Consider the following 23,274-nt stretch of genomic DNA (forward strand, 5'->3'; position numbering starts at 1 on the left):
TTTGCAGGTTTGCCGCACCATGCGCGACGCGCCGGAAAAAGGGAATCCCCCTTTCCGGCGCGCGGTTGTCAGCGGTTGGCGAGTTCAGCCCCGCGCCAAACGGGTATTCGCCCGGCGGCGCGGCGCCTATTCCAGCACCAGCACGATCAGTTCCTTGGGCCCGTGCACCCCGAACGCCAGGGTCATCTCGATGTCCGCCGTCTTGGACGGACCGGAGATGAGCAGTGCGTTGGTGGGCATGTTTTCGGCCCAGCGCATTTCGCGCATGGCCTCGGCAAGGGTGCTGTAGATGGTGTCGGCCTTCAGCAGCGCCACATGCACCGTGGGCACCAGCGAAAGCAGGCGCGGTTCCTGCGGCGTGGGCCAGACGATGAGCGTGCCGTTTTCGGCAATGCCGCCCAGGGTCGAGGTGATGCCCACGTCGATGCCGAACAGCTCGTCGCGGAAGGCCTCCACGTTTTCGCCGTAGGGCACCAGCCTGGGCATTCCCTTGCCCTTGATCTTGGAACGCAGGGTGCCGCCAAACCACGCATCGTGGCCGTACGTCAGGGTCGTGGCCTCGCGGGCCTTCAGCAGTTCCGCCAGCTTCGCGGGCCATTCCGCCTCGGGCAGCACGTGCACTTCCGAGCGCACGGTTTCCATGCGCTTTTTCAGCAGTTCGATGCGCTGGGCCTTGTCCAGCATGGGAGCCTGCCAGGTGCCGCCCTGGGGCACGTAGGGCGAAACGGTGGTGCGCGCCGCGTGCAGGCGCGCGAAGATGCGGTCGCGGGCGGTGCTACTCATGGCGGATCCCCTCTTCCTTGGCGAGTTGGTGCAGGCTCTTGGGCGCAAAGCGCGGCGCGGTGCGCACGCTGGTCCACGCCTTCAGCGGGCCGACGTTGGGCAGCTTGTCGCCGAACCTGCCCAGCATGGACACCACGAACCTGTTCAGCGCCGGGATGCGGTAGGTCAGTTCCCAGCCCTTCCAGACCAGGGTTTCCAGCAGGTTCTTCTTGGCGCCGTGCCCCTTGACCACGCCGTCGCCCTTCTCGTCGTACGCTTCCGTACGCATGCGCCGGATGATGCCCGGAATGGGGATGCGCACCGGGCACACCTCTTCGCAGGCATTGCACAGGCTGGACGCGGTGGCCAGCACGCCCTTGTCGGCCAGTCCGTCGATCTGCGGGGTGAGTATCTTGCCGATGGGGCCGGGGTACACCGAACCGTAGGCGTGCCCGCCGATGCGGATGTACACCGGGCAGTGGTTCAGGCAGGTGCCGCAGCGGATGCATTGCAGGGTGCGGCGCAACTGGGCGTCGGCCAGCATTTTCGAGCGGCCGTTGTCCAGGATGACCAGGTGGATTTCCTTGGGGCCGTCGCGCTCGCCGTCCTTGCGGGGGCTGGTGATGCAGTTGACGTAGGTGGTGACCAGCTGGCCCGTGGCCGATGCCGTCAGCAGGCGCAGCAGCGGAGGCAGGTCGGACAGCGATTCCACCACCTTCTCAAGGCCCATGACGGCCACGTGCACCGGTGGCACCGTGGTGCACATGCGCCCGTTGCCTTCGTTCTCCACCAGCACCAGGGTGCCCGTTTCCGCCACGGCGAAGTTGACGCCCGAAAGGCCCACGTGACCGGTGCGGAACTTTTCGCGCAGGGTCTTGCGGGCGATGGCGTTCAGTTCCTCCACCACGTCGGTGTAGGGAATGCCTTGCAGGTTGTCGGCGAAGATGCGTCCCACCTGCTGGCGGTTCTTGTGCACGGCGGGCACGATGATGTGCGAGGGCGGCTCGTGGTTCAGCTGGATGATGAACTCGCCAAGGTCCGTTTCCAGCGCCTCTATGCCGTGGGTTTCCAGGAAGTGGTTCAGGTGCATTTCTTCCGAGACCATGGACTTGCCCTTCACCAGCTTGGTGGCGTCGTGGCTGCGCATGATGCCCAGGATGATCTCGTTGGCTTCAGCGGTGGTTTCGGCCCAGTGCACGATGATGCCGTTTTCCGTACACTTGCGTTCCAGCCGTTCCAGCAGTTCCGGCAGCTTGGCCAGGGCCTTGCGCTTGGCGGCTTCCGCGTCGTCGCGCATGCGTTCGCGCTCTGCCGCGTCGGGCAGCACGGCCACGCGCTTTTTCATCAGACCGGTAAGGGCCGACTTGAAGTTGGCGCGCAACTGGCGGTCGGCAAGGGCCTCGGTGACGTTGGCCGTAAAGTCGAGGTGCTGGCTACCCATTGATGCGCTCCCATATGAATTCGGCAAGGTGGCGGGGCGCCACGGGCACGCCCTTGTGCTCCATGGCCCCGCCGATGTTCATCAGACAGCCGCAGTCGCCGGAAAGGATGGCCGAGGCGCCGGTGGCGCGGATGTCCTCGATCTTGTCCGCCACCATGGCGGCGGAGATTTCCGGCTGCTTGATGGAGAAGGTGCCGCCAAAGCCGCAGCATTCGTATTCGCGTTCTATCTCCACCAGTTCCACGTTGGACAGCTGGCCGATGAGCGCCTTGGCGGCAGCCGTGGCCCCCATTTCGCGCATGGCGTGGCACGAGGAATGCCAGGTTACCTTCACCGGCTTGCCCTTGTCCTCGTAGCGCACGTGCAGGGCGTTGTGCAGAAAGTCGCCCAGTTCGAAGACCCGTTCGGAAAACTTGCGCACGTCGAAGTATTCCGGGTCGTTGGCGAACATTTCCGGGTAATGGTGGCGCATCATGCCCGCGCACGAGCCAGAGGGCACCACGATGGGCCAGTCTGCCCTGGAGAACGCCTTGATCTGCGCCCTGGCAACGGCCTTGGCTTCTTCAAGAAAGCCGGAATTGTACGCGGGCTGGCCGCAGCACGACTGTTCCTGCGGAAAGACCACTTCCACCCCGGCGCGGCGCAGCAGGTGGATGCCTGCCATGCCCGCCTGCGGGAACGACATGTCCACGAGGCAGGTGCCGAAGTAATAGACGGTTTTCACGTCGCGGGGATAGGTGAAGGTATGGGCCATGTGTGCCTTCCTGTGTTGCGGTTGGACGTGCGCCACGCGCGGCGGGATGGTCCGGTGCGGCAGGGAAATGGTCTGTCTTGGCCGGGGGCGCGACAAGGCCGGAAGCGCACCGGCTTCGGGGGCTGCCGCACCGGAATGCGGCAGTGTTTGTGACAAGCCTAGCACGGGGGCGCGTTCCATGTCGATACGCAGGTGCTGCGCATGCAACCTCGATTTTGCGTCTGCCCGCTGAGTATCTACCGCCGTTTGTGCGTGCGAACGGCTTGCCTGCCGGACGCACCGGGGCTAGTATGCGCCTCCGTGCCGCCGCCCGACCTTGCACATGCCACTACGGGGCCAACTCCGGTCCGGTGCGGGCATGGCTGCCCCGTCCCGGACCATCCGGGCCTGCGGCCTTCACAGGAACTTTCAGCACAGGATGCCACCATGACCGCCACAGTTGCCACCACCCGCGCCATTTCCGCCCCATCTGCCTCACGCGGGGGCATCGTCTGCATCACCGGGGCCACCGCCGGGTTCGGCGCGGCCACTGCCCGCCGCTTCGCCGCCGAAGGCTGGCGCATCATCGCCACCGGGCGTCGCCATGACCGGCTGGATGCGCTGGTCACGGAACTGGGCGACGGCAACTGCCTGCCGCTGTGCTTCGACGTGCGCGACGGCGATGCGGTGCAGGCCGCATTTGGGAACCTGCCCGAGGCGTGGCGCGCCGTGGACGTGCTGGTGAACAACGCGGGCCTGGCACTGGGGCTGGAACCCGCCCACCGTTGCAGCATGGACGACTGGATGAACATGGTGGACACCAACATCAAGGGGCTGCTGCACGTCACCCGCGCCCTGCTGCCTGGCATGGTGGAGCGGGGGCGCGGCCACGTGGTCAACATGGGGTCCATCACCGGCTCCTATGCCTACCCCGGGGCCAACGTGTATGGTGGCACCAAGGCCTTCGTGATGCAGTTTTCGCGCGGCCTGCGGGCAGACCTGCACGGCACGGGCGTGCGGGTGACCAACATCGAGCCGGGGCTTGCGGAAAGCGAGTTTTCCGTGGTGCGCTTTGGCGGTGATGCCGACCGCGCCGCCAAACTGTACGAAGGCGCATCCGCCCTGCGCCCGGAAGACATTGCCGACACCATCGCTTGGGCCGTGTCCTGTCCTGCGCACGTCAACGTGAACCGCATCGAGGTCATGCCCACCAGCCAGTCCTTCGGCGCGCTGCCCGTGCACCGCGCCTGACATCGTCCGAAACTCCGGGCGATCGCCCGGAGGTCTTTTTCCTTCCCGGCGAACCGCCCGGTGCTGTACAATCCGCCTGCCCTGCCCCGCCAGCCGTGTCCCATACGGTCGGGCGGGGCACCCGGGCATGCACACCCTGCCACCCCATCGGAGCGGCACCATGAGCGCCATCGCCAACCTGTTCGTGACCACCTTCGTCAAGATGTTCTTTTTGCTGACGCCGTTTTTCGTGCTGACCATGTTCCTGACCATGACCAGGGACATGGCGCCCCAGGCGCAGCGCAGGCTGGCCGTGCGCGTGGGCGTGGCCGTGTACGCCGTGTGCATGTGCCTGTACTTTTTCGGCGAATACATCTTCGACCTGTTCGGCATTACCCTGGACGCCTTTCGCATCGGTTCCGGCTCGCTGCTGTTCCTTTCCGCCGTGGCCCTGGTGCGCGACCCCTCGCCCTCGCGCGTGCAGGAGGTAAACGGCGACATCAGCGTGGTGCCGCTGGCCATTCCCATCACCGTGGGGCCCGCCACCATCGGTGCGCTGATGGTCATGGGCGCCACGGTGCGCGCCCCGCTGGAACGCGTCATAGCCAGCCTGGGCCTGCTGGCCGCCGTGGTGTGCGTGGGGGGAATCCTGTACATCGGACCGGCCATCGAAAAGCTGCTGGGCCGCACCGGCATTTCCATCCTGAGCAAGATCACCGGGCTGATCCTGGCGGCCCTGTCCGCGCAGATCGTGTTCACCGGGGTGCGCGGATTCCTTAACTGACAACGGGGGCGGCTGCCCGCCCGTCAGTTGGTTTTCCGCCCCCGCACTGTCCGTTCCTCATCCGTCTCCACCGGCAGGCCATCCTGCCCGCCAGTCCCTTTTCGAGACCAAATGTTCCCGGCCACCCGTTCACCTGACGGGTGGCCGGTTCTGTTCGTCACAGGCACTCTCCGATCTCTGCGGCGGGCGAACGGGCGCGGAATGGATGCAGAGGCTGGGGGCGCCCTGCACGGCGGGACAACCTGAACTTTTCGGGCCGCACGGGGTCAGGGGCCAGCGGCGCGGTAATCTGATGAAAATCCCGCACGCGGCATCCACCGGACAAACGAAAGGGCGGCCTCCCTCGCGGGGGGCCGCCCTTGTGCGTCATGCTGTGTCCGGTACCGTTGCGCCTACAGCCACTTGAACCAGCGCTTCCACGAGCCTTCGCGCTGTTCATGCACCTGCTGCGACTGCTGCTGGCGGTACTTGAGGTAGGCGACCTTGCCCTTTTCTTCGGCATGGCTGCGCAGGTCTTCGATTTCCGGGAAGTTCTCCACCACGTACACGTAGCGGCGCCAGGCGGCGCCGTAGCGTTCGGCGCGCCAGAAGAAGTCGCCGATGTACAGTTCGCGCTCGGCAAGGAGGCGGCGGCATTCGGCGATGTGCTGCTTGGCCTTCTCGGCATATTCGGTGCCGGGGTAGCTTTCGCGCAGGCGCTGGTAGTACTGGATGGCTTCCGTCAGGCCCGTGGTGGGCCGGTCGATGGACAGGAAGGCCTTCTGGCGCGACTGCCCCACCTGGTACAGCACGTAGGGAATGGCCTCGTGCCGGGGGTGCAGGGTTTCGAATTCCTTGTAGGCTTCGCCCGCCAGCAGGTAGTCCTCGTCCAGGAAGTGCGCGTCGGCAAGCGAGAGCTCGGCCTCGATGGTATACGGGCTGAACGGGAACTGTTCCTTCAGCTTGCTGAAGGATTCCGCAGCTTCGCCGTAGCGCTTCTCGCGCATGGAGTCGTTGCCGGCCTCGAAGAGTTCCTGCGCGGTTTCTTCCGGCGGAGGCAGGTAGAAGTAGTCGATGATGCCGCAGCCCGAAAGCAGCAACACCAGCAGCACAGGGGGCAAAACGGCCAGGAGACGGGAGAGGGCGTTACGCATCGAGCTGTTCCAGATAGGTGAAGGCTGCGGTTGCGGCAGTGGCCCCGTCACCGACGGCGGTGGTCACCTGGCGGCAGGCCTTCGACCGGATATCCCCGGCGGCGAAGACACCCGGCAGGCTGGTGCGCATCTCGGTATCGGTGATGATGAAGCCCTGCGGGTCCTTGTCGATGCCGTCGGGCAGAAAGTCGCCCACGGGTTCGAAACCGATGAAAATGAACAGCCCGTCCAGCGGCAGGAAGCGTTCTTCGCCCGTCTTCACATCGGCCAGGGTGATGCCGGTCAGGCCGGTATCGCCGTGCAGCTTGCGAACGACGGAGGAAAACTCGATGTCGATGTTGGGCGCGGACTGCACCTTTTCCTGGTAGCACTTGCAACCGCGAAACTCGTCGCGGCGGTGAATCAGGTGCAGGTTGGCCACCAGCTTGGCAAGGTACAGCGATTCTTCAAGGGCGGAGTTGCCGCCGCCCACCACGCCTACCTTCTGGCCGCGAAAGAAGTTGCCGTCGCACAGGGCGCAGTACGAGATGCCCTTTCCGATCAGGCGGTCTTCGTCCGGCAGCCCCAGCTTCTTGTAGCGGGCGCCGGAGCAGACCACCACGGTCTTGCCGACGATCCATTCGTCGCCCACGCGCACCCGGTTGGCGCCGGGGGCGGGTTCGAACGCGGTCACGGCGTCGTTGTACTTGTCGTGGGGGTAGCGTTCAAGGTGGGCGGCGAACAGGTCCGCCAGTTCCCAACCCTGGATGCCCTTTGGAAAGCCGGGGTAGTTCTCTATCTCGGCGGTCATGAGCACCTGGCCGCCGGGAGACAGCTTTTCGACAAAGGCGACGCTCACGCCGGAACGCAAAAGATAGAGGGCGGCCGTCATGCCGGCCGGCCCTCCTCCAATGACGATGGCGTCGTATGTCTTCATGTTAGCCAAGGGCCTTCTGCGCGATCATGTCCTTGATGCTGCTCTTGGACACGGCGCCGGTGATCTGTTCGACCACTTCGCCGCCCTTGAACAGGATCAGGGTGGGGATGGCGCGGATGCCGTACTTGGAGGGGGTGGCGGGGTTCTCGTCCACGTTCATCTTGGCGATGAGCACCTTGCCGTCGTATTCGGCGGCCAGCTCGTCGATGACGGGGCCCATCGCGCGACACGGACCGCACCAGGGAGCCCAGAAGTCGATCAGCACGGGAATGGAGGATTTGAGGACGTTGGCTTCGAAGTTGGCGTCGGTGATCTGAACGGCCATGGTGCACTCCTTTTGGTCGTATATGCGATGCGGCGACCGCATCCGAGACGGTATGTGCCCGGTCTCGTTACGGACTGGGCCCCGGAAACGGCATGGGCAGAAGCGTCGTGCGGGGGCTGCGCGGCGGACCGCGCATGGCGATGCCCCGGCAGGTGACCCGCCTCCTGCCAACCTATGAAGAAATAGTAGGGCGCTGCTGGCGTGTCAAGCACGACGGCGCCGGCAGCCTGCTTCTACACACTGCGGAACATGGTGAAATCATCGGGAATCGAGCGCCCGCGCGGGATGGCTTCCAACGCAAGGTCGTGCCCCAGTCCAAGGGATGCCAGCTGCCAGCCCGCATGGGCCACCATGATGCCGTTGTCGGTGCACAGGGCGGGCGACGGCAACAGCAGCGGCAGGCCTGCGCGCCGGGAAAGATCGCCGAGGGCCTCGCGCACATAAGAATTGGCAGCCACGCCACCGGCAGCAACAAGCGCCCTGACCGGGGTGCGTGGTTCGTCGGGTGACGCCCTGCCCTGCACCATATCCGTGGCGAGGGATGCCTCCCCATGCGTCGCGGCCTGACCGGCATCCACTGCTACCACCCCGCTCTTTTTGCGCTTCTTTCTGGCCGGTGCGGCGGGCGTGCCGGGCAGCGAACCGTTTTCACGCACCAGCGCCCTTTCCAGCTTGATGCGCAGGGTGTCGGCCACGGCGTGGTTGAACGAGGCGCACATGTCGCAGAGGCCGGATACATCGGGCAGGGCCTGATCCGCCTCACCCTCGCCTCCCCCCACATCGACCGAGCCGGTTGCCACGGCGCGCGCGGCGGCGGCCAAGGCGGGGTTTGCCTGGATCACCAGCCCGGCTGCGGTCTTCAGGCCGCTGAAGCTGAAATCGAGGTTGTCGTTATCCACGTAGGGCCGGGGAAACATGGTGGGGTTCACCCTGCCCTTGCGGCCCAGTTCATCAATGGTGCGTCCGCCGGGATAGGCCAGGCCGAGCTGCTTGGCCACCTTGTCGAAGGCCTCGCCCGCCGCGTCGTCCAGGGTGCGCCCCAGCAGCGGCATGTGGCGCGGAGATTCCATGCGGTAGATGTGGGTATGCCCGCCGGACACCAGAAGGCCCAGCGCGGGGTACGCCATCTCTGCGGCAATGCCCGCCGCCAGCAGGTGGGCATGCAGGTGGTTGACCCCCACCAGCCGTGCGCCGGTGGCCAGGGCAAGCCCCTTGGCAAAGCCCATGCCCACCAGCAGGCTGCCCAGCAGACCCGGCCCGCGCGCCACGGCCACCACGTCGATGTCGGCGGCGGTCACGCCCGCCCGGCGCAGCACTTCGTCGCACAGGGCGCCGATGAGCCGGTAATGCTCGCGCGAGGCCAGTTCCGGCACCACCCCGCCGAACAGGGCGTGCACGTCGGCCTGCGAGGACATGACGTCGGCAATGACCACGCCGTCGCGCACAAGCGCCAGCGCAGTTTCATCGCACGAGGTTTCTATGCCGAGACAGAGCATGGAATTGTCAGCCTGATAGTTACGGAGGGCATTGTTCCGCACAACCCTATGAAAACGTTTTGGGGAGGTGGGAGGGGGCTTGGGGGAGGGAGGGACCCTTTTTGGCGCTCTGCGGTCGCCATCCGTAAGGCTCACGCTGCGCGTTCGCCCAACGGCTGCCGCAAAAGGGGTTCCTCCCTCCCCCAATATTTGCGTCGTCGCCCCACCCTACTTCGCGTGGCGGGTGTAGATGTCGGTCACGGCCTGCACATCGCGGCGCGAGCCGATGAACAGGGGCACGCGTTCGTGCAGCACCTGGGGCTTGATGTCCAGGATGCGGCCCGTGCCGTCGGTGGCAAGGCCACCGGCCTGCTCGGCCAGAAAGGCCAGGGGCGAGGCTTCGCATTGCAGGCGCAGCTTGCCCTGGGGCTTTTGCGGGTCGCGCTGGTCCATGGGGTACATGAAGATGCCGCCGTACAGCAGGGTGCGGTGGAAATCCGCCACCAGCGACCCAACGTAGCGCAGGGAATAGGGCTTGCCGCGCTCGTTGTCGGTGCCCTTGAAGTAGCCGACGGCCTCGCGGGTGGCCTCGTCCCAGTAGTGCCAGTAGGATTCGTTGACGGAGTATATCTTGCCCCGCTCCGGGATGCGGATGTCGGGGTGCGAAAGCAGGAATTCGCCCACGGTGGGGTCCAGGGTGAAGCCGTGCACGCCCTGGCCGGTGGAATACACCAGCATGGTGGAGGGGCCGTACAGGATGTAGCCCGCGGCCACCTGCTCGGTGCCTGACTGCAACACGTCTTCCATGGTGGCGTCGTCGCCGGAGGGCGACTTGCGGCGCAGGATGGAAAAAATGGTGCCGACGTTGATGTTCACGTCGATGTTGGACGAGCCGTCCAGCGGGTCGAAGATGAGGATGTAGTCGCCACGGGTGAGCTTTTCGGACACGCGGATGACGTCGGCGTTCTCTTCGGAACCCATGGCGCACAGCGCGCCGGAACGCTCCATGCGATAGATGAGCACTCGGTTGGCGAATTCGTCCAGCTTCTGCACGTTCTCGCCCTGCACGTTGACCTCGCCCGTGCCGCCCAGAACATCCAGCAGGCCCGCCTTGTTCACGCTGCGGGCGATGATCTTGGCGGACAGGATGAGGTCGTTCAGCAGGGTGGTGAACTGGCCGGTGGCGGCGGGCGAACGCTTCTGGTGCAGCAGCAGGTGCTCGGTAACGGTGACCTCTGGCATGGAGTGCTCCTGGCGAAACCGTGCCGGTGCGGCGCGGTGTGGAAGTACCGGGCGCTGCCCGGCGGATGGGGGAAAGGCCAGAAACGGCACGCGCCGGGGCGCACCGCCCGCCATACGGCGGAAACGGGCACGCCCCGGCGCGACGCGAACCTTATCGGAGGGCTTCTTCCTTGACCTTCTGATCGTCCGACGCCTGCGGCGCGGGCTTGGTCAGGATGCTGCCCTCGGATTCGTCAAGTTCGGGATAGGCGGGCTGGATTTCGGTCACGGGCTCGTTGGGAGTGTTGGCCGAACCCAGCGCGGCGGCCTGCTTGAGGATGGCGAGTTGTTCCGGCTTTTCCGGAAAGCTGCCCGCCTCGGGCACGGCAAACACCAGCGGCAGGTTGCCGAGGTAGCGCGACACCCAGTAGAATTCGCCGTTGGCGTTGGAAACGGAACCGTACACGTCCTTGGAGACCGCGTTGGCCCAGTCGGTGGAGGCGATGGGGGTGGCCTGCGCGTCGAAGCGGCCGGGCCACATGACCTGGCCGGGCGCGGCGATCATCAGGTCCGCCGGGCGCGACGAATATGGCAGCAGCGCGCGGATGTCGAAATGGGCGATGACCAGCCCCCGGAAGTCGGTGCCGGAGTACACGGGCACGCCCACGTACACCTCGGGCCCCATGGGGGTCTCCTGCACGTAGCTGCGCAGGGCGCGCATGTTCTGCTTGGCGTCTTCCTTCAGCAGCGGCGTGAAATCCAGCGGCTTCATGGGCGCTTCGGGCTGTTGGGCCATGACGTGGCCCTCGTTGTCCACGGCTGCCAGCCCGCTGATCCACGGAAAACGCTGGAACATCTGCTTGGCCCAGGCCGTGTCCGGCTTGCGGTCGCTGTTTTCCAGGGCCCGCTCCAGGGCGCGCAACTGGATGTCGATACCGGCAAAGCCTTCCGCAAGGCGGGCTTCGGCGGGCGCCACCTCGCCCTTGTCCTCAAGGTCGAGCTTGGCGGGGGTGTTCAGATATTCGCGGTAGTACCGGCGGGTGTCTTTCCAGTACCCTTTGGCCTCGTGCTTGCACCCCGTCGCCAGCAGCACGCCCAGCGCGAGCAGCAGACAGGCGGCCTTGTTGACTCGCTGCACTCTCTTTCTCCTGAATGGATCGTTGCGATCTGCGGCAGGCCGACTGGCGCGGGGCTTCCCCCGTCCCCCTTCGTCACGAAGGACGCGCACGGCTGCCGCGCGGTATCCCCGCGCGTGGGTTCGATACGAATTTCGGGCCCGTTACCCCTGGGCGCGCGCCTCCAGGCGCTCGGCCAGTGATTCGAGCATGTGGATGAGCTTGTGTTTGCCCTGGAGGGGCTGCCCCTCGTCGGCCGCCTGCTGCCGCTGGCTTCCCTCCCCCACGGACTTGAGGCGGTTGGTGAGTTCCTGGATCACGCCGGAGATGTCGGCGCGCTCTTCGTCGCTGCCCGAAGCGGCCAGCAGTTCCTCGTAGATGTCGAGGGCACCGCGCAGGTCGCCCTGCTCGGCCAGCACCTGCGCCATGGAGCGGGTGCGCAGCGAAAAATGTTCTTCTTCCTCGTCCTGTGCGTCCAGGGCATCGGGCGCGGCAACCACACCGGATGCGCCCGATGCGGCGGGCGCGGCGGACGGGGCGGACGCGGCGAAGGTGCGCTCTTTCCCGGCGGGGGCCACGCTGGCGTCGTCGTGCTCGTCCGACATGTCAGGCATATCGGGCGTATACGGCGTCTCGGGCACAGCGGAAGGCGCGGCAAGGGAGGCTGCGGGCGTCGCGGGGCGCGGGGCGGGCACGGGGTCCGTGCCGTTGCCGCCCAGCATGGCGCGCAAGCCGTGCTCGATGACGGATGTCCACGACAGCGCACCCTGGGTGCCGGAACGGAACGAGGCCGCCAGAAAGGCCAGGGCCAGCGCGGTGTCGCGGCCCTTGTCCCCGGCGGCCAGGCAGGCGCTCCAGGCATCCCAGAAGCCGGGATACGCGCCCAGCAGGCGGGCCAGCTTGCCCACTTCGCCGTCGCGCAGGTCGTCCCTGTGGCTTGAATGCAGGAGTTCTATGAGGAAAAGGCGGGCTTCGATGAATTCGGGATGGCGGTCAAGCCCCTGGCGCAGGGTGGCTATGGCGTCATCGGGTTGGCCGTTTTCTGCCAGCAGGCGGGCGAGCGGAAAAAAGACCTTCGAACTCGGTTCGAGTTCAAGTACCTCTTGATACCACTCAATTTTTGCCTTCATCAGATCCGGCTCCCGGTGTGGCCGCTTCCGCCTGCGTCTCGGGGAAGATGTAGAGGATTTCGTTGTCCTTCACGAAGTTCAACCGCTTGCGGATCATCTTTTCGACATATTTCCCGTCCGCCTGCAAGAGCCGTATTTCGCGGCTGAGGGCCAGGTTGCGGGTGTCGAGGTCCTTCAGGCGGGCCTCCATGGCGGTGGACTGCTGCTTCAGCGTCTTGTACGCCACCATGCCCTGGTCGCTCCAGACAAGGCGATACAGCAGGACAACGTTAAGGGCCAGAGAAAGGCCGATGAGCAGGCGACGCCAGAACATCTCGGTCACTGCAACAGCCGACGCTGCTCGCCGCGGCGGCGCATGGCGGAAACCGGCCCTTTCAGTTCTTCCAGAAAATTCGCGGTGGCGCGCTCTATGCGGCGCACGTCGTCCTCGTCCAGCAGAACAGCGTCAAGCCGTTCCATGAACGACTTGAGCACGGTGAACTCCTGCATCAGTTCGCCCCCAAGCTCAAGCCGTTCCAGGTCCGGCTCAAGCTCAAGGATGGTCTGCAGGCAGTTCTTCAACCTGCTGTGCAGTCCCTCGTGATCCTGCATGAATGCGTCTCCGGCCATGCGCCCGCCTGTGCGGGCTAGGCCCGTCCGGCGCCTTCCTTGAGCCAGTTTCCGTAAAATGTATACAGGTAGTTGAAGCCTGAAAATACCGTGAGAAACAACGCGATGTAAAGCATAAACTGCCCTGCCGGGTTGGGGTCCAGCCCGAACCACGGGAAGTGCAGCATCAGCGGCACCAGCGCGAACATCTGCATGACGGTCTTCATCTTGCCGAACTTGTCCGCGGCGATGACCAGCCCCTCGTCGGCGGCCACGGCGCGCAGGCCGGTGACCATCAGCTCGCGCGCGATGATCACGATGGCGATCCAGCCGGCGATCCAGCCCAGTTCAACCAGCATGATCAGCACGGAACCGATGAGAATCTTGTCGGCCAGCGGGTCCAGGAACTTGCCGAAACTGGTCACCATGTTCGACCGGCGGGCGATGTGCCCGTCGATGACGTCGGTGATGGAGGCCAGCGCGAACAGCACCACGGCCGCCAGGCAGGTGATGCGTCCGGGGAACATCAGCAGCACGACGATGGCGGGCACGATGAAGATGCGCGCCAGCGTGATGCGGTTGGCAAGGTTGAACATACGCTGGAGGGGGCTTTGTTGCTGCGTCATGTGGGTGTTCCTAGCACACTTCGTCGCGCTGGCAAAGGGAGGATGACCACCCTGCCGCGCCATGGACCCAAATGGCCCCGCAGACGTTCCGGCTGGCCCGGTGGCTGCCTTGGCGGGGTGGCATCGGGGCCGGGGCGCGCGACTTCGCACGCACCGGCCCGGTCACGCATGTCGGTCTGGCGTCAGCTGGCCATCAGGCGTGGGTGCTGGCCACGGCCTCCAGGCTGTTCTCCGACGCGGCGGCGATGTTGTCGGCCAGTTCCAGAAAGCCCTGCTTGGCGCGCGAATCCTCTTCCAGCATCACCACGGGCACGCCCCGGTCGGCGGCCACCACGGTGGCCGGGTCCAGCGGCACGGCGCCCAGGAAGGTCAGGCCGTACTTCTCCGCCAGTTCGCGTCCGCCGCCCTTCTTGAACAGCGAAATTTCGCCGCCGCAGTGCGGACAGTACAGGCCGCTCATGTTCTCGACCACGCCCAGCACGTTGGCCTGGGCGTACTGCAGGAAGTTGATGGCCTTGCGCACGTCGGCCAGCGAGATTTCCTGCGGGGTGGTCACCACCACGCACAGGGCGTCGGGGATGGTCTTCAGCACGGTCATGTGCTCGTCGCCGGTGCCGGGGGGGGAATCGATGAGCAGAAAGTCCAGGTCGCCCCAGTTCACGTCGGAAACGAACTGGCGGATGGCCGCCGTCTTCTTGGGGCCGCGCCACAGCACCGCCGTGTCGCGGTCCTTGAGCAGCGAATCCATGGAGATGACGAACAGGTTGTCGTTGTACTTCGCCGGGTTCAGCAGGCCGCCGCGCTCGTCGGCCTCTATGCCCGCGCGCAGGCCCAGCAGGTTGGGCACGCTGGGGCCGTGGATGTCCACGTCCAGGATGCCCACCTTGTAGCCGCGCGCGGCCAGGGCCGCCGCCGTGTTCACGGTGACGGAGCTTTTGCCCACCCCGCCCTTGCCGCTCATGATGAAGAGCTTGTATCTGATCCGCCCCAGCGTGGAGGAGATGATCTCGTCCTGAATGGCCATGCCGGCGCTGGGCTTGCCCGTTTCGGCCTTGTTCTTTGCCGAGGGGCAGGTGCTGCACGAGGACATATGGATGCTCCTTGTCTGTGGCCGCCTGGCCGGTGGCGCGGCGGACCATGGAATTGCAATGCGGCGGGGCTTGCCCGCCCCGGTAAGGTAATGAATCGCGCCGCCCCGTCAAGCAAAAGGACCCGCTGGCTCCGAAGGACGCGAAGGTCGAGAAGGACGCGCGGGTCGCGGACGACAGCGCGCGGGTAACTGCACTCCGCGCCGGGCGTCAGCGCGAAACAGGGGTGCGAAACGTTGCGCGGGCGTCAGTTCAGGAACTTGATCGCCACGAAGCCCAGCACGCCAAGCACCAGCGTGACCAGCAACACGAGGTCGAACCGGCGCTCCAGAAAATAGCGCACCCGTTCGCCGTACAGGTAGATGAGCCCGGCGATGACGAAAAAGCGCAGCCCCCGGCTGGCCACCGACGCCAGCAGGAAGGTGATGAAATCGATGCGGAAGGCTCCGGCGGTGAGGGTGCACAGCTTGTACGGCACCGGGGTAAGCCCGGCCACGGCAACCGCCCAGGCGCTGTAGGCGTCATACCAGTCCTTCACCGCGTGGTACTGCTCCTGCAACCCGTAAAAGCGCACGATGGGCATGCCGGCCACGTCCATGAAGAACATGCCCACGAAATAGCCCGCAACGCCGCCCGCCACCGATGCGGCCAGACAGATGGCCGCCAGGCGCAATGCCCGTTCGCGCGCGGCCAGGGCCATGGGAATCAGCAGCAGGTCCGGCGGCAACGGAAAGAAAACCGATTCGGTGAACGAGACCAGCACCAGCATGCGCACGGCACCGCGCGATGCGGCGGCGGCCCACAAGCGGTCGAGAAGGCGGGAGAACAGGCGCATGGGTCGGGGCTTCCTTTGCAGTGGCCGGACAATGGCCGGGAGAATCGGGGTGATGCCGGAAGAATCGGGGCGATATGCAGCCGCGCCATGGGCGGCTGTTGGCGGTGCCTGCGTCTGGCCCGTTGCTGGCAGGCGCCGCGCGCGGACCGTACCCGGCGCAGGCGGCAATGCCCACCCTGCCCCGCGCCAACCGGCAGCGGCCAGTCCGCGCCGCTGGCTAGCCGCGCCAGCCGTGGGTGCCCACCAGATCCACGAAGGCCACGCCGCCCTTGCTTTCGCGCACCACGCGTCCGCCCTGCTTGCGCACCACCACCAGTTCCTGCATCCGCTTGCTGGACCCCACGGGAATGACCATGATGCCCGGGTCCGCCAGTTGCTCGATGAGCGGCAGCGGCACTTCCGGCCCGCCCGCCGTGACCAGGATGCGGTCGTAGGGGGCGGCTTCGGGCCAGCCCAGGGTGCCGTCGTCCAGCTTCAGCCGCACCTTGCGGTACTTCAGCGTGCGCAGCAGGTCGCGCGCGGCGGCGTGCAGTTCGCGGATGCGTTCCACCGTGTACACGTCCAGGCCCATTTCCGCCAGCACGGCGGCCTGGTAGCCGGAGCCGGTGCCTATTTCCAGCGCGCGCAGGCCCGGTTGCGGCTCTATGATCTGCGACATGAGCGCCACGATGAACGGCTGCGAAATGGTCTGTCCATGCCCTATGGGCAGGGGGTGGTCCTCGTAGGCCTGTGCGCGCAGGGCTTCCTGCACGAACAGGTGACGCGGCACGGAACGCATGGCCGCAAGTACGGCCGGATCGGTGATGCCGCGCGTCTCGAGCTGCTGTTTCACCATGCGCTCACGGTTGCGCTTCATGTCGAGCATGCGCGGTCCTCTCTGAAATGGGTGCCCCGCCGGGTCTGGTCGTTGCGTTGCCGTGGCGTCATGCGTGACCGTGTGCGGCCGTGTGGCCGGGCGCATCGTGCGCACGGCATGGGGCGCCGGTCCGGTCAGCAGGCCCGGCGGAGGCCCGGCGCTGGAATGACCGGAGGGCCGTCCAGTGGCCCGAACAGGGGCCTGAACAGGGGGCCCGATCGGTGACCTTGCCAGGGGCCGGGCGGCGGCGCGGCAGGAACCGCGACAAAAAGGCCGGTGTGCGTGCGAATGGCGAAACGGCGTGCAAACGGGGGGGACGGGCGTTGCGAGTCGCCTCGTCCATACGGCCCCGGCATGGTTTGGAAAACAGATTTTGCCCTCGGCGTCAATCATGGGGGCGGCAAGGCCGGGGCCGCTCCGCTCTCCTCCTGCATCTCCCGGCGTCCCGCGTCTGCCGTGCCGCCCGCCCTGCTACTGCCGGTATCGCCCGCGCCGCCCCGGCTTGCTTGACTTATGCGCCGAGTGTGCGACACTTGGCGAAACACGCTTGCGGGGGAAACCATGCTCTACGTCGGCGATCTCATGTCCACCGGGCTCTTCACCCTGAAGAAGACCGATTCGCTCCGGGCGGCCCGCTCGCTGATGCAGCTGGCCCGCATCCGGCACATTCCCATCGTGGATGCCAAGGGCGACTTCCAGGGGTTGCTGACCCACCGCGACATCCTGTCCGCCACCATCTCGCGCTTCGCCGACGTGGACGAGGCCGTGCAGAACGAGATCGACGCGGGCATTCCGGTGGGCGAAATCATGCGGACCGACGTGGTGCGCGTGCACCCCGACACCCTGCTGCGCGATGCCGCCGAACTGCTGTTGCACCACAAGTACGGGTGCCTGCCCGTGACCGAGGGCGACAGGCTGGTGGGCATCGTGACCGAGGCGGACTTCCTGAAGCTGACCATCAGCCTGCTGGATGCCGTCGAACATCCCTAGGCAGGCCACCTGAACGGTTTGGACACAAGCCGCCCGGCTTTCAGGGCGGCTTTTCACTTGAAAGGATCAGGAGACATGACAGCAGCTAAGAATCTTTCCATCGTGATCGTCTTCGCGGCCCTGCTGGGGCTGCTCGGCATCGGCGGCTTCATGCTCTTCCAGGACATGGAAGGGCCGGAAGTCATCCTTACCCCGGACACGGGGCGCGCCTCGCCGCATCAGGACCTTACCCTGACCCTGCGCGACAAGAAGTCGGGCGTCCGGTCCGTCACCGTCACGGTGAAAAAGAATTCGCACTCGCTGGTCGTACTCGACAGCGCCTTCACCGAAGGTCGCCGCGAACAACGCGTGACCTTCAACCTGAAGGATGCGGGCCTGAAGGACGGAGCCTTCGACCTTGAAGTGCGCGCCACCGACACCTCGCTGGCCGGGTTCGGCAAGGGCAACACCACCACCAGGGTCTATCCCCTGCGCCTGGACACCCAGCCCCCGCGCGTTTCGGTAAAGAGCATGCCCCCCTACGTGCGGCGCGGCGGCACCGGCTCCATCCTCTATTCGGTCAACGAAGAGGTGGAACGCACCGGCGTGAAAGTGGGCGACCTGTACTTTGCGGGGTTCAAGCAGCCCAGCGGCGACTACCTGTGCTTCTTCGCCTTTCCGCACTTTCTCACCGTGGCCCAGTACGCCCCGGAAATCACCGCCGTGGACCTTTCCGGCAACGCCATGGCCAGCCGCCTGGTCATCCGCCCGCTGGACCGGGTGTTCCGGCATGACAACATCAACATTTCCGAAAACTTCCTGGCCAGCAAGATGCCCGAATTCGAACAGGACGTACCCGGCGATCTGAGCCCGCTGGAGCGCTTCCTGAAGGTGAACAACGAGTTGCGGGTGTCCAACGAGCAGAAACTGCTGGAAATCGGCAAGGATACCGCCCCCGCCATGCTCTGGCACGGGGCCTTCCTGCAACTGCCCAACTCGGCCACCAGGGCCGGGTTTGCCGACAACCGCAGCTACCTGCACAACGGCCAGAAGGTGGACAACCAGACCCACCTCGGCCTGGACTTCGCCTCGCTGGCCATGGCCGAGGTGCCCGCCTCCAACAGCGGGCGCGTGGTCTTTGCCGGAACTCTCGGCATTTATGGCAACCTCGTCGTCGTCGACCACGGCCTTGGTCTGCAAACCCTGTACTCGCACCTTAGCGAGATTTCGGCCAACGTGGGCCAGCAGGTGAAGAAGGGCGACATCATCGGCAAGACCGGCACCACCGGCATGGCAGGCGGCGACCACCTGCACTTCGGGGTGACCATCGGCGGGGTGCAGGTGCAGCCGCTGGAATGGCTGGACCCGCACTGGATCGAGGACAACGTGACGGCACGCCTGAAGTAGTGCCCGCCCTGCCCGGCCACGAGACCGGGCGGGAAGGAAATGCGAATGAACGCGGGGAGCCCATGGGCTCCCCGCGTTTCTTTGGTTTTCAGCATATTGCGAAGGATTCTCGGGAAGGCGTGTTTGCGCACGGCATGGCAGGAATCAACACCCTTCATCTGCCACTTTAAAGGAGGACAGGTGAGGAACTGGCAGAGAGGATGCCGTTCTGCCACTGGCGAACGACCGTTGGCGAACAGCCGTCACCACGTGCCGGAAAGCGCCGACATGTCCTGCCCCGCCCTACACGGCGCCCCGCAGCGTATCCAGGAAGGCCTTCAGGGCCACCGCGTTGTTTCGGGTTTCGTCCCGTGCCGCGAATAGCAGCGTGACCCGGCCCTGCTCTGCCGCAAGCCTGCGCAGCAGGGCAAGGTCCGGGTGTGCGGAGGCGCGCAGTTCCGCATGGTAGCGCGCTTGGAATTCCTGCCAGCGCTCGGGATCATGCCCGAACCAGCGGCGCAGATCGTCGGACGGAGCCACGCCGCGCAGCCAGTGGTCGATGCGGGCGTTGTCGCGCGCAAGTCCGCGCGGCCACAGCCGGTCCACCAGTACCCGCAGCCCGTCATTGGACCCTGCCGGGTCTGCGCCCTCCGCCGCTGCCGTCTCGTACACGCGCCGCACGTACACCTCAGCCATGGTCGCCTCCTTGCCCGACTTCCGCCCCGGGCCGTCTCCCCACAAATGCGACGCGAAACGGCCTGTGGCAAGACCGGGCGACGGCGTGCGTCCGAAGTTACGCTGTATCCTCTGGAGTCGCGTTGTCTTTCCGTCTGCCCCGTGCCCTCTGCCCGGCACGCAACGAAAAACGGGCGGCCCGAAGACCGCCCGTTCGTACATGCTTCAACGTGATTCCGGCACGCGCGTGGTGCGCAGGCCGTCTGCCACGTCTACCACTTCTTGGCGCGCTGGGCCTCCAGGGCTTTGGCCTGTTCCTCGAAGTTGGCGAAACCGGCCTGGTGCAGGGCGTCGGACACGGTGCCCGCCCAGTCCCAGGTGGCGTAGATGACCGGCTTGTGGAAGGTGGCCCGGAACTGTTCCAACTCGGAGCGGTAGAACTTTTCCTTGGGCGTTTCCAGGCTTTCACGCAGCAGTTCGTGCAGGCGGCGCAGTTCGCCTTCGTACCAGTCCATCAGGTCTTCGGCCTGGGTGTACTTCTTGAGGATGTGGCCGTAGCCCTTTTCCTCCAGCAGCGCGCGAAGGTTGGCCAGATGCTGGTTGCGCAGCCAGTTGCCCAGTTCCGAGGTGGGGATGTTTTCGGACTCCACCTCTGCCATGTCCAGCTTGGTCTGGTAGTAGGTGTCGGGCACCACCGAAGCGGACACGATGCCCGCGATGGCCACCAGGCCGCGCAGTATCTTGCTGTTGGACACGCCCTGGCCGCAGAAGCCCACCTTGCGGGCGCACTTCTGGCCGGTGAAGATGGTCACCAGGATGGCCCAGACCACGGCGGGGTCTTCCTCGTCGTAGATGTGGCCAAGACGCGCGTTGTCGCGGTCGGTGGCCAGCACCATCTGGGTCATGTCGTTGGAACCGATGGAGAAGCCGTCGAATTCCTCGATGAACTGCTTGGCCAGCACGGCGTTGGACGGGATTTCCGACATCTGGATCATCTTCAGCCCGTCGACGCCGCTCTTCAGCTTGTGCACCTGTTCCAGATAGCGGCGCATGGAGCGCGCTTCTTCCAGGGTGCGCACGAAGGGCAACATGAGTTGCAGGTTGCACCCGCCGTACACGCCGCGCGCCAGCTTGAAGGCCTCGATTTCCCAGTCGTGCAGGTTGCGCGACACCCCGCGGAAGCCCAGCATGGGGTTGTCTTCCATCTGCTCGAACAGGTTGCCGCCCAGCAGGTTGCGGTACTCGTTCGACTTGAAGTCGGTGGTGCGGTAGACGATGTCCTTGCCGTAGAAGGCCATGGCGAACAGGGCCAAGCCCTGCGACAGGGTCTGGACGTAGTGCTCCTTGCCGGTGCGGAACCCGCGCGAGCGGATCAGGGCGCGGATCTTGTCCGGCACGGCGCGCATGTCGTCCATTTCCTTCTGCAGGCCGCTGCGCAGCCCCACCTCGTGGCGCAGGCGGGCGATCTTGGCCAGCGCGTCCTGCACGGCGGGGATGTCTTCGATGCGTTCCACCTGGGCGCGGATGTTGGCTTCGATCTCGGCGCGGCGCTTCACCGTGTCCGGGTCGATGCCGTTGAGCATGGCCAGCTGGTCGTCATAGCCCATGACCACGCGCACGTGGTCTTCAAGGTCGATGGACGTCTTCAGGATGTCGATGCGGCGGGTGGCCAGTTCCACGTGCTCGTCCAGCTTGTGGTCCAGCTCGCGCATCTTGCGGTGCATGACCAGCACCTGTTCGGTGCCGCGCAGGTTCTCGCGCGAGGCCAGGGCCTCGATTTCAGCCGACAGGCCGGTGATGTGGCCCACGTACTCGCGCAGCTTCATGTCGATGGCGATGAGCCCGGCAGACAGCTGCTCGCGCAGGATCTTGGACAGGCGGGAATCCAGTTCGCGCAGCTTGGCGTGCACGGCGTGTTCCAGTTCGCCGCTGTCGAAGGCTTCCAGCGCCTGCGGATGCACGCCGATGTTGCCCAGCATGAATTCCGCGCGCAGCAGGCCCACCTCGAAGTCTTCCACCTCGCGCAGGCGCGAGAGGAACATGGCCTGGCCCACGTCGGCCAGGATCAGGCCCACCTTGGTCTTGGTGGGGGGCAGCTTGGACAGGTCCATCTCGCCGCCCACTTCGCGCAGGGGCAGCATGCCCCGGTACACCCGGCCCCGGGTACCGTCCACGGTCACTTCCTGGCCGTCCAGGGCGCGCAGGATTTCCAGGCGCTGGATGCCGATGACGGCGGGGATGCCCAGTTCGCGCGAGGTGATGGCGGCGTGGCTGGTGTCGCCGCCCACGTCGGCAAGGATGGCGGCGGCCACGCGCATGCCGGGCACCATGTCGGGGTCGGTGCGGTCGGCGGCGAGGATGTCGCCCTTGTTGATCTTGTTCAGTTCCAGTGCGGACCGCAGGAACTTCACCCTGCCCTGCCCGGCCCCGCGCGACGCGCCGTTGCCTTCCAGCAGCACCTCGGCCTGGGTGGCCGCCTTCGGGTCCACCTCGCGGCGGCGCATGAAGATGGTGTGCGGGTGCTTTTCCAGCTCTTCGTTCCAGCGGGTTTCGGGACGGGCCTGCACGAACCACAGCCGGTCGGCCGAGTCGATGCAGAATTCGGTGTCCATGATCATGTCGCCGTAGGCGCGGCTGATGGCGCGCACGCCCTTGGCCACCTGTTCGGCCTGGGCCAGCGAAAGCGACCAGCGGTACGCCTCGATTTCGGGCACGGAAACCTTCTTGGTGCCGCCCTTCTCGTCGTAGACGATCTTCTTGTCCTTGCAGCCCATCTGGCGGATGACCACCTCGGGCCCGTCGTCACGCTGGAAGACGTAGAACTTGTCGGGGGTGACCATGCCGCCCACCACGGCCTCGCCCAGGCCGTAGCTGGCGTCCATGCCCACCAGGTCCTTGCGGGCGGTGCCCCGGCAGCCGGTGGCGGTGTCCGCGCTGAAGGCGGTGCCCGAAATGACCGGGTTGATCATGCGCATGATGCACACCGAGAGCGAGGTGTTCTCGATGGCCCATTCCTGCTTGGCCTTGATGGCGATGGATTCGTCGCCGGTGGCTTCGGCGCGGGCCTGCGCGTCCAGGATCGCCTCGCGGCGGTAGGTCATGGAGCGCAGGTTGTAGGCCGACGCGCAGTCCCAGTGGTAGGCGGCGGACACGCGGCTTTCGCCCACGATGTTCAGGTAGGTGTCCTGCAACCCGGCGAAGGCCTTCTTGCGCGAGTCTTCACCGGCGGCAGAGGAACGCACGGCCACGGGCACGTCTTCGGCGCCCGCTTCCTTGCAGATGGAGCGATAGGCCTCGCGCACGCATTCGTCCACGGCCTTGGGCAGCTCCACGCACAAAATGCCCGCCTGCACCAGCACCGAGCGCTTGCGCAGCTGGTCGATGCCTTCCGGCGAGGTGGCGAAGCCTTCCACCACGTTGTTGACGAAGGTGCGCAGCTTGATCTGGGTTTCACCGGGCTTGGCCGAAGCCTGGGCGCGGATTTCCTTGGCCAGGTTGCGAACGAACTTCTGCAGGAACTCCGAATCCTTGTTGATCTCGGGGTCGTTCCAGTCGATGCGGTTGTATTCCTTGTCCACGGTGGCGCGGACGAGCGATGCGTTGACCCTGGTTTCGTCGAGCAGCATGTGGAATGCCTGCGACGATATGGCGCGGAACTCGGGTGCGCGGATTCCTTCCACCTGGCTGATGATGGCGGTGTTGTAGTTCTTGCCGCCGACCAGCAGCTCGGCATCGTCGCCTATGCGCACGATGTCGGCGCCGGTCAGCACCAGCTTCTTGGTGAGTTCGGAAATCTCGGCGCCAGCCTTGGCGGCCTTGGCCGCAGGCTTTTCAACCGGAGTTTTGCCCATTCGTGAATCCTCCTGTGGGGGATAGAAACGCTTGCCTGAAGGTCCGATACCCGAAAACGACGGTCTTGTCCCACGCGCATGGGGCGCGCCGGGGTCAACCCGTGGGTATCATGCAGGGGGCTGGCATGGGGTGCC

General features: G+C 65.8%; 22 protein-coding genes. 4 read left to right on the top strand and 18 right to left on the bottom strand.

The genetic code is table 11. The features are described from left to right. Positions 1 to 126 precede the first annotated feature (126 nt). The 3 genes from K6142_RS07000 to K6142_RS07010 are packed head-to-tail and all read right to left on the bottom strand — an operon-like array spanning position 127 to position 2,957. Positions 127 to 783 (bottom strand): lactate utilization protein C, encoded by a 657-nt coding sequence (locus K6142_RS07000; protein WP_190243388.1) that lies wholly within the window; start codon positions 781 to 783, stop codon positions 127 to 129. Next, positions 776 to 2,203, bottom strand: coding sequence for a LutB/LldF family L-lactate oxidation iron-sulfur protein (locus K6142_RS07005; protein WP_190243387.1), 1,428 nt, complete (start codon positions 2,201 to 2,203; stop codon positions 776 to 778). Before K6142_RS07005 ends, K6142_RS07000 begins: the two co-directional genes overlap by 8 nt. Beyond that, entirely contained in the window at positions 2,196 to 2,957 is a 762-nt protein-coding gene (locus K6142_RS07010; RefSeq protein ID WP_190243386.1) for a (Fe-S)-binding protein, read from the bottom strand. Before K6142_RS07010 ends, K6142_RS07005 begins: the two co-directional genes overlap by 8 nt. Before the next feature lie 426 nt (positions 2,958 to 3,383). Here K6142_RS07010 and K6142_RS07015 point away from each other — a divergent pair, with 426 nt between their 5' ends. Together K6142_RS07015 and K6142_RS07020 are read left to right on the top strand one after the other, a co-directional pair. Continuing rightward, on the top strand, positions 3,384 to 4,187 hold the full coding sequence (locus tag K6142_RS07015; RefSeq protein ID WP_190243385.1) for an SDR family NAD(P)-dependent oxidoreductase: 804 nt from the start codon (positions 3,384 to 3,386) through the stop codon (positions 4,185 to 4,187). Positions 4,188 to 4,347: 160 nt separating this feature from the next. Beyond that, positions 4,348 to 4,950, top strand: a complete 603-nt coding sequence (locus tag K6142_RS07020) for a MarC family protein (RefSeq protein ID WP_190243384.1) — start codon at positions 4,348 to 4,350, stop codon at positions 4,948 to 4,950. Between the two features lie 392 nt (positions 4,951 to 5,342). Here K6142_RS07020 and K6142_RS07025 read toward each other — a convergent pair whose 3' ends face one another. The 13 genes from K6142_RS07025 to K6142_RS07085 all read right to left on the bottom strand — a co-directional run bounded on the left by K6142_RS07025 (position 5,343) and on the right by K6142_RS07085 (position 16,267). Beyond that, the gene (locus tag K6142_RS07025; RefSeq protein WP_190243383.1) at positions 5,343 to 6,083 is read right to left on the bottom strand and encodes an outer membrane protein assembly factor BamD; all 741 of its coding nucleotides are present in this window, start codon (positions 6,081 to 6,083) and stop codon (positions 5,343 to 5,345) included. Next, on the bottom strand, positions 6,076 to 6,999 hold the full coding sequence (locus K6142_RS07030; protein WP_012611552.1) for an NAD(P)/FAD-dependent oxidoreductase: 924 nt from the start codon (positions 6,997 to 6,999) through the stop codon (positions 6,076 to 6,078). Before K6142_RS07030 ends, K6142_RS07025 begins: the two co-directional genes overlap by 8 nt. Before the next feature lies 1 nt (position 7,000). Further along, positions 7,001 to 7,324 carry a thioredoxin gene (gene trxA, locus K6142_RS07035; protein WP_007521809.1) on the bottom strand — a complete coding sequence of 108 codons (324 nt, stop codon included), beginning with the start codon at positions 7,322 to 7,324 and terminating at the stop codon, positions 7,001 to 7,003. Between the two features lie 233 nt (positions 7,325 to 7,557). Then, positions 7,558 to 8,820: a tRNA (adenosine(37)-N6)-threonylcarbamoyltransferase complex transferase subunit TsaD gene (tsaD, locus tag K6142_RS07040; RefSeq protein ID WP_190243382.1), complete on the bottom strand. Its 1,263-nt coding sequence runs from the start codon at positions 8,818 to 8,820 to the stop codon at positions 7,558 to 7,560. 207 nt (positions 8,821 to 9,027) lie between these two features. Continuing rightward, positions 9,028 to 10,041: a class 1 fructose-bisphosphatase gene (gene fbp / locus K6142_RS07045; protein ID WP_012611554.1), complete on the bottom strand. Its 1,014-nt coding sequence runs from the start codon at positions 10,039 to 10,041 to the stop codon at positions 9,028 to 9,030. A gap of 151 nt (positions 10,042 to 10,192) precedes the next feature. Further along, positions 10,193 to 11,158 (bottom strand): hypothetical protein, encoded by a 966-nt coding sequence (locus tag K6142_RS07050; protein ID WP_012611555.1) that lies wholly within the window; start codon positions 11,156 to 11,158, stop codon positions 10,193 to 10,195. Positions 11,159 to 11,299: 141 nt separating this feature from the next. Further along, positions 11,300 to 12,265: a tetratricopeptide repeat protein gene (locus tag K6142_RS07055; RefSeq protein WP_190243381.1), complete on the bottom strand. Its 966-nt coding sequence runs from the start codon at positions 12,263 to 12,265 to the stop codon at positions 11,300 to 11,302. Further along, the gene (locus tag K6142_RS07060) at positions 12,249 to 12,578 is read right to left on the bottom strand and encodes an FtsB family cell division protein (protein ID WP_190243440.1); all 330 of its coding nucleotides are present in this window, start codon (positions 12,576 to 12,578) and stop codon (positions 12,249 to 12,251) included. Before K6142_RS07060 ends, K6142_RS07055 begins: the two co-directional genes overlap by 17 nt. Positions 12,579 to 12,583: 5 nt before the next feature. Next, a complete protein-coding gene (locus K6142_RS07065) occupies positions 12,584 to 12,856 on the bottom strand; it encodes a hypothetical protein (RefSeq protein ID WP_012611558.1) in 273 nt (90 codons plus the stop codon). 35 nt (positions 12,857 to 12,891) lie between these two features. Then, entirely contained in the window at positions 12,892 to 13,449 is a 558-nt protein-coding gene (gene pgsA / locus K6142_RS07070) for a CDP-diacylglycerol--glycerol-3-phosphate 3-phosphatidyltransferase (protein WP_041727818.1), read from the bottom strand. A gap of 223 nt (positions 13,450 to 13,672) precedes the next feature. Beyond that, on the bottom strand, positions 13,673 to 14,569 hold the full coding sequence (locus K6142_RS07075; RefSeq protein ID WP_007521820.1) for an Mrp/NBP35 family ATP-binding protein: 897 nt from the start codon (positions 14,567 to 14,569) through the stop codon (positions 13,673 to 13,675). A gap of 245 nt (positions 14,570 to 14,814) precedes the next feature. Then, complete coding sequence (locus K6142_RS07080; RefSeq protein WP_012611560.1) at positions 14,815 to 15,402, bottom strand: YqaA family protein; 588 nt, start codon at positions 15,400 to 15,402, stop codon at positions 14,815 to 14,817. A gap of 217 nt (positions 15,403 to 15,619) precedes the next feature. Next, positions 15,620 to 16,267 carry a protein-L-isoaspartate(D-aspartate) O-methyltransferase gene (locus tag K6142_RS07085; protein WP_190243380.1) on the bottom strand — a complete coding sequence of 216 codons (648 nt, stop codon included), beginning with the start codon at positions 16,265 to 16,267 and terminating at the stop codon, positions 15,620 to 15,622. A gap of 552 nt (positions 16,268 to 16,819) precedes the next feature. Here K6142_RS07085 and K6142_RS07090 point away from each other — a divergent pair. Together K6142_RS07090 and K6142_RS07095 are read left to right on the top strand one after the other, a co-directional pair. Continuing rightward, positions 16,820 to 17,248, top strand: a complete 429-nt coding sequence (locus K6142_RS07090; protein ID WP_012611562.1) for a CBS domain-containing protein — start codon at positions 16,820 to 16,822, stop codon at positions 17,246 to 17,248. Between the two features lie 75 nt (positions 17,249 to 17,323). Next, on the top strand, positions 17,324 to 18,634 hold the full coding sequence (locus K6142_RS07095) for a M23 family metallopeptidase (RefSeq protein WP_190243379.1): 1,311 nt from the start codon (positions 17,324 to 17,326) through the stop codon (positions 18,632 to 18,634). 282 nt (positions 18,635 to 18,916) lie between these two features. Here the strand turns inward: K6142_RS07095 and K6142_RS07100 are convergent, their stop codons facing one another. After that, the gene (locus K6142_RS07100; protein ID WP_190243378.1) at positions 18,917 to 19,309 is read right to left on the bottom strand and encodes a DUF488 domain-containing protein; all 393 of its coding nucleotides are present in this window, start codon (positions 19,307 to 19,309) and stop codon (positions 18,917 to 18,919) included. 251 nt (positions 19,310 to 19,560) lie between these two features. Further along, positions 19,561 to 23,139 (bottom strand): PEP/pyruvate-binding domain-containing protein, encoded by a 3,579-nt coding sequence (locus K6142_RS07105; protein ID WP_190243377.1) that lies wholly within the window; start codon positions 23,137 to 23,139, stop codon positions 19,561 to 19,563. Between the last annotated feature and the right edge of the window lie 135 nt (positions 23,140 to 23,274).

This window comes from Nitratidesulfovibrio sp. SRB-5 (assembly GCF_019931275.1).
GTDB lineage: Bacteria > Desulfobacterota > Desulfovibrionia > Desulfovibrionales > Desulfovibrionaceae > Cupidesulfovibrio.

Excerpts from the sequence above, each read along its gene's own strand:
- K6142_RS07010 (WP_190243386.1), bottom strand. The coding sequence starts at position 2,957 with ATGGCCCATACCTTCACCTATCCCCGCGACGTGAAAACCGTCTATTAC.
- K6142_RS07075 (WP_007521820.1), bottom strand. The coding sequence starts at position 14,569 with ATGTCCTCGTGCAGCACCTGCCCCTCGGCAAAGAACAAGGCCGAAACG.
- K6142_RS07055 (WP_190243381.1), bottom strand. The coding sequence starts at position 12,265 with ATGAAGGCAAAAATTGAGTGGTATCAAGAGGTACTTGAACTCGAACCG.
- K6142_RS07100 (WP_190243378.1), bottom strand. The coding sequence starts at position 19,309 with ATGGCTGAGGTGTACGTGCGGCGCGTGTACGAGACGGCAGCGGCGGAG.
- K6142_RS07030 (WP_012611552.1), bottom strand. The coding sequence starts at position 6,999 with ATGAAGACATACGACGCCATCGTCATTGGAGGAGGGCCGGCCGGCATG.
- fbp (WP_012611554.1), bottom strand. The coding sequence starts at position 10,041 with ATGCCAGAGGTCACCGTTACCGAGCACCTGCTGCTGCACCAGAAGCGT.
- K6142_RS07090 (WP_012611562.1), top strand. The coding sequence starts at position 16,820 with ATGCTCTACGTCGGCGATCTCATGTCCACCGGGCTCTTCACCCTGAAG.
- K6142_RS07005 (WP_190243387.1), bottom strand. The coding sequence starts at position 2,203 with ATGGGTAGCCAGCACCTCGACTTTACGGCCAACGTCACCGAGGCCCTT.
- K6142_RS07095 (WP_190243379.1), top strand. The coding sequence starts at position 17,324 with ATGACAGCAGCTAAGAATCTTTCCATCGTGATCGTCTTCGCGGCCCTG.
- K6142_RS07020 (WP_190243384.1), top strand. The coding sequence starts at position 4,348 with ATGAGCGCCATCGCCAACCTGTTCGTGACCACCTTCGTCAAGATGTTC.
- K6142_RS07065 (WP_012611558.1), bottom strand. The coding sequence starts at position 12,856 with ATGCAGGATCACGAGGGACTGCACAGCAGGTTGAAGAACTGCCTGCAG.
- K6142_RS07085 (WP_190243380.1), bottom strand. The coding sequence starts at position 16,267 with ATGCTCGACATGAAGCGCAACCGTGAGCGCATGGTGAAACAGCAGCTC.
- K6142_RS07015 (WP_190243385.1), top strand. The coding sequence starts at position 3,384 with ATGACCGCCACAGTTGCCACCACCCGCGCCATTTCCGCCCCATCTGCC.
- K6142_RS07000 (WP_190243388.1), bottom strand. The coding sequence starts at position 783 with ATGAGTAGCACCGCCCGCGACCGCATCTTCGCGCGCCTGCACGCGGCG.
- K6142_RS07025 (WP_190243383.1), bottom strand. The coding sequence starts at position 6,083 with ATGCGTAACGCCCTCTCCCGTCTCCTGGCCGTTTTGCCCCCTGTGCTG.
- K6142_RS07060 (WP_190243440.1), bottom strand. The coding sequence starts at position 12,578 with ATGTTCTGGCGTCGCCTGCTCATCGGCCTTTCTCTGGCCCTTAACGTT.
- trxA (WP_007521809.1), bottom strand. The coding sequence starts at position 7,324 with ATGGCCGTTCAGATCACCGACGCCAACTTCGAAGCCAACGTCCTCAAA.
- pgsA (WP_041727818.1), bottom strand. The coding sequence starts at position 13,449 with ATGTTCAACCTTGCCAACCGCATCACGCTGGCGCGCATCTTCATCGTG.
- tsaD (WP_190243382.1), bottom strand. The coding sequence starts at position 8,820 with ATGCTCTGTCTCGGCATAGAAACCTCGTGCGATGAAACTGCGCTGGCG.
- K6142_RS07105 (WP_190243377.1), bottom strand. The coding sequence starts at position 23,139 with ATGGGCAAAACTCCGGTTGAAAAGCCTGCGGCCAAGGCCGCCAAGGCT.
- K6142_RS07080 (WP_012611560.1), bottom strand. The coding sequence starts at position 15,402 with ATGCGCCTGTTCTCCCGCCTTCTCGACCGCTTGTGGGCCGCCGCCGCA.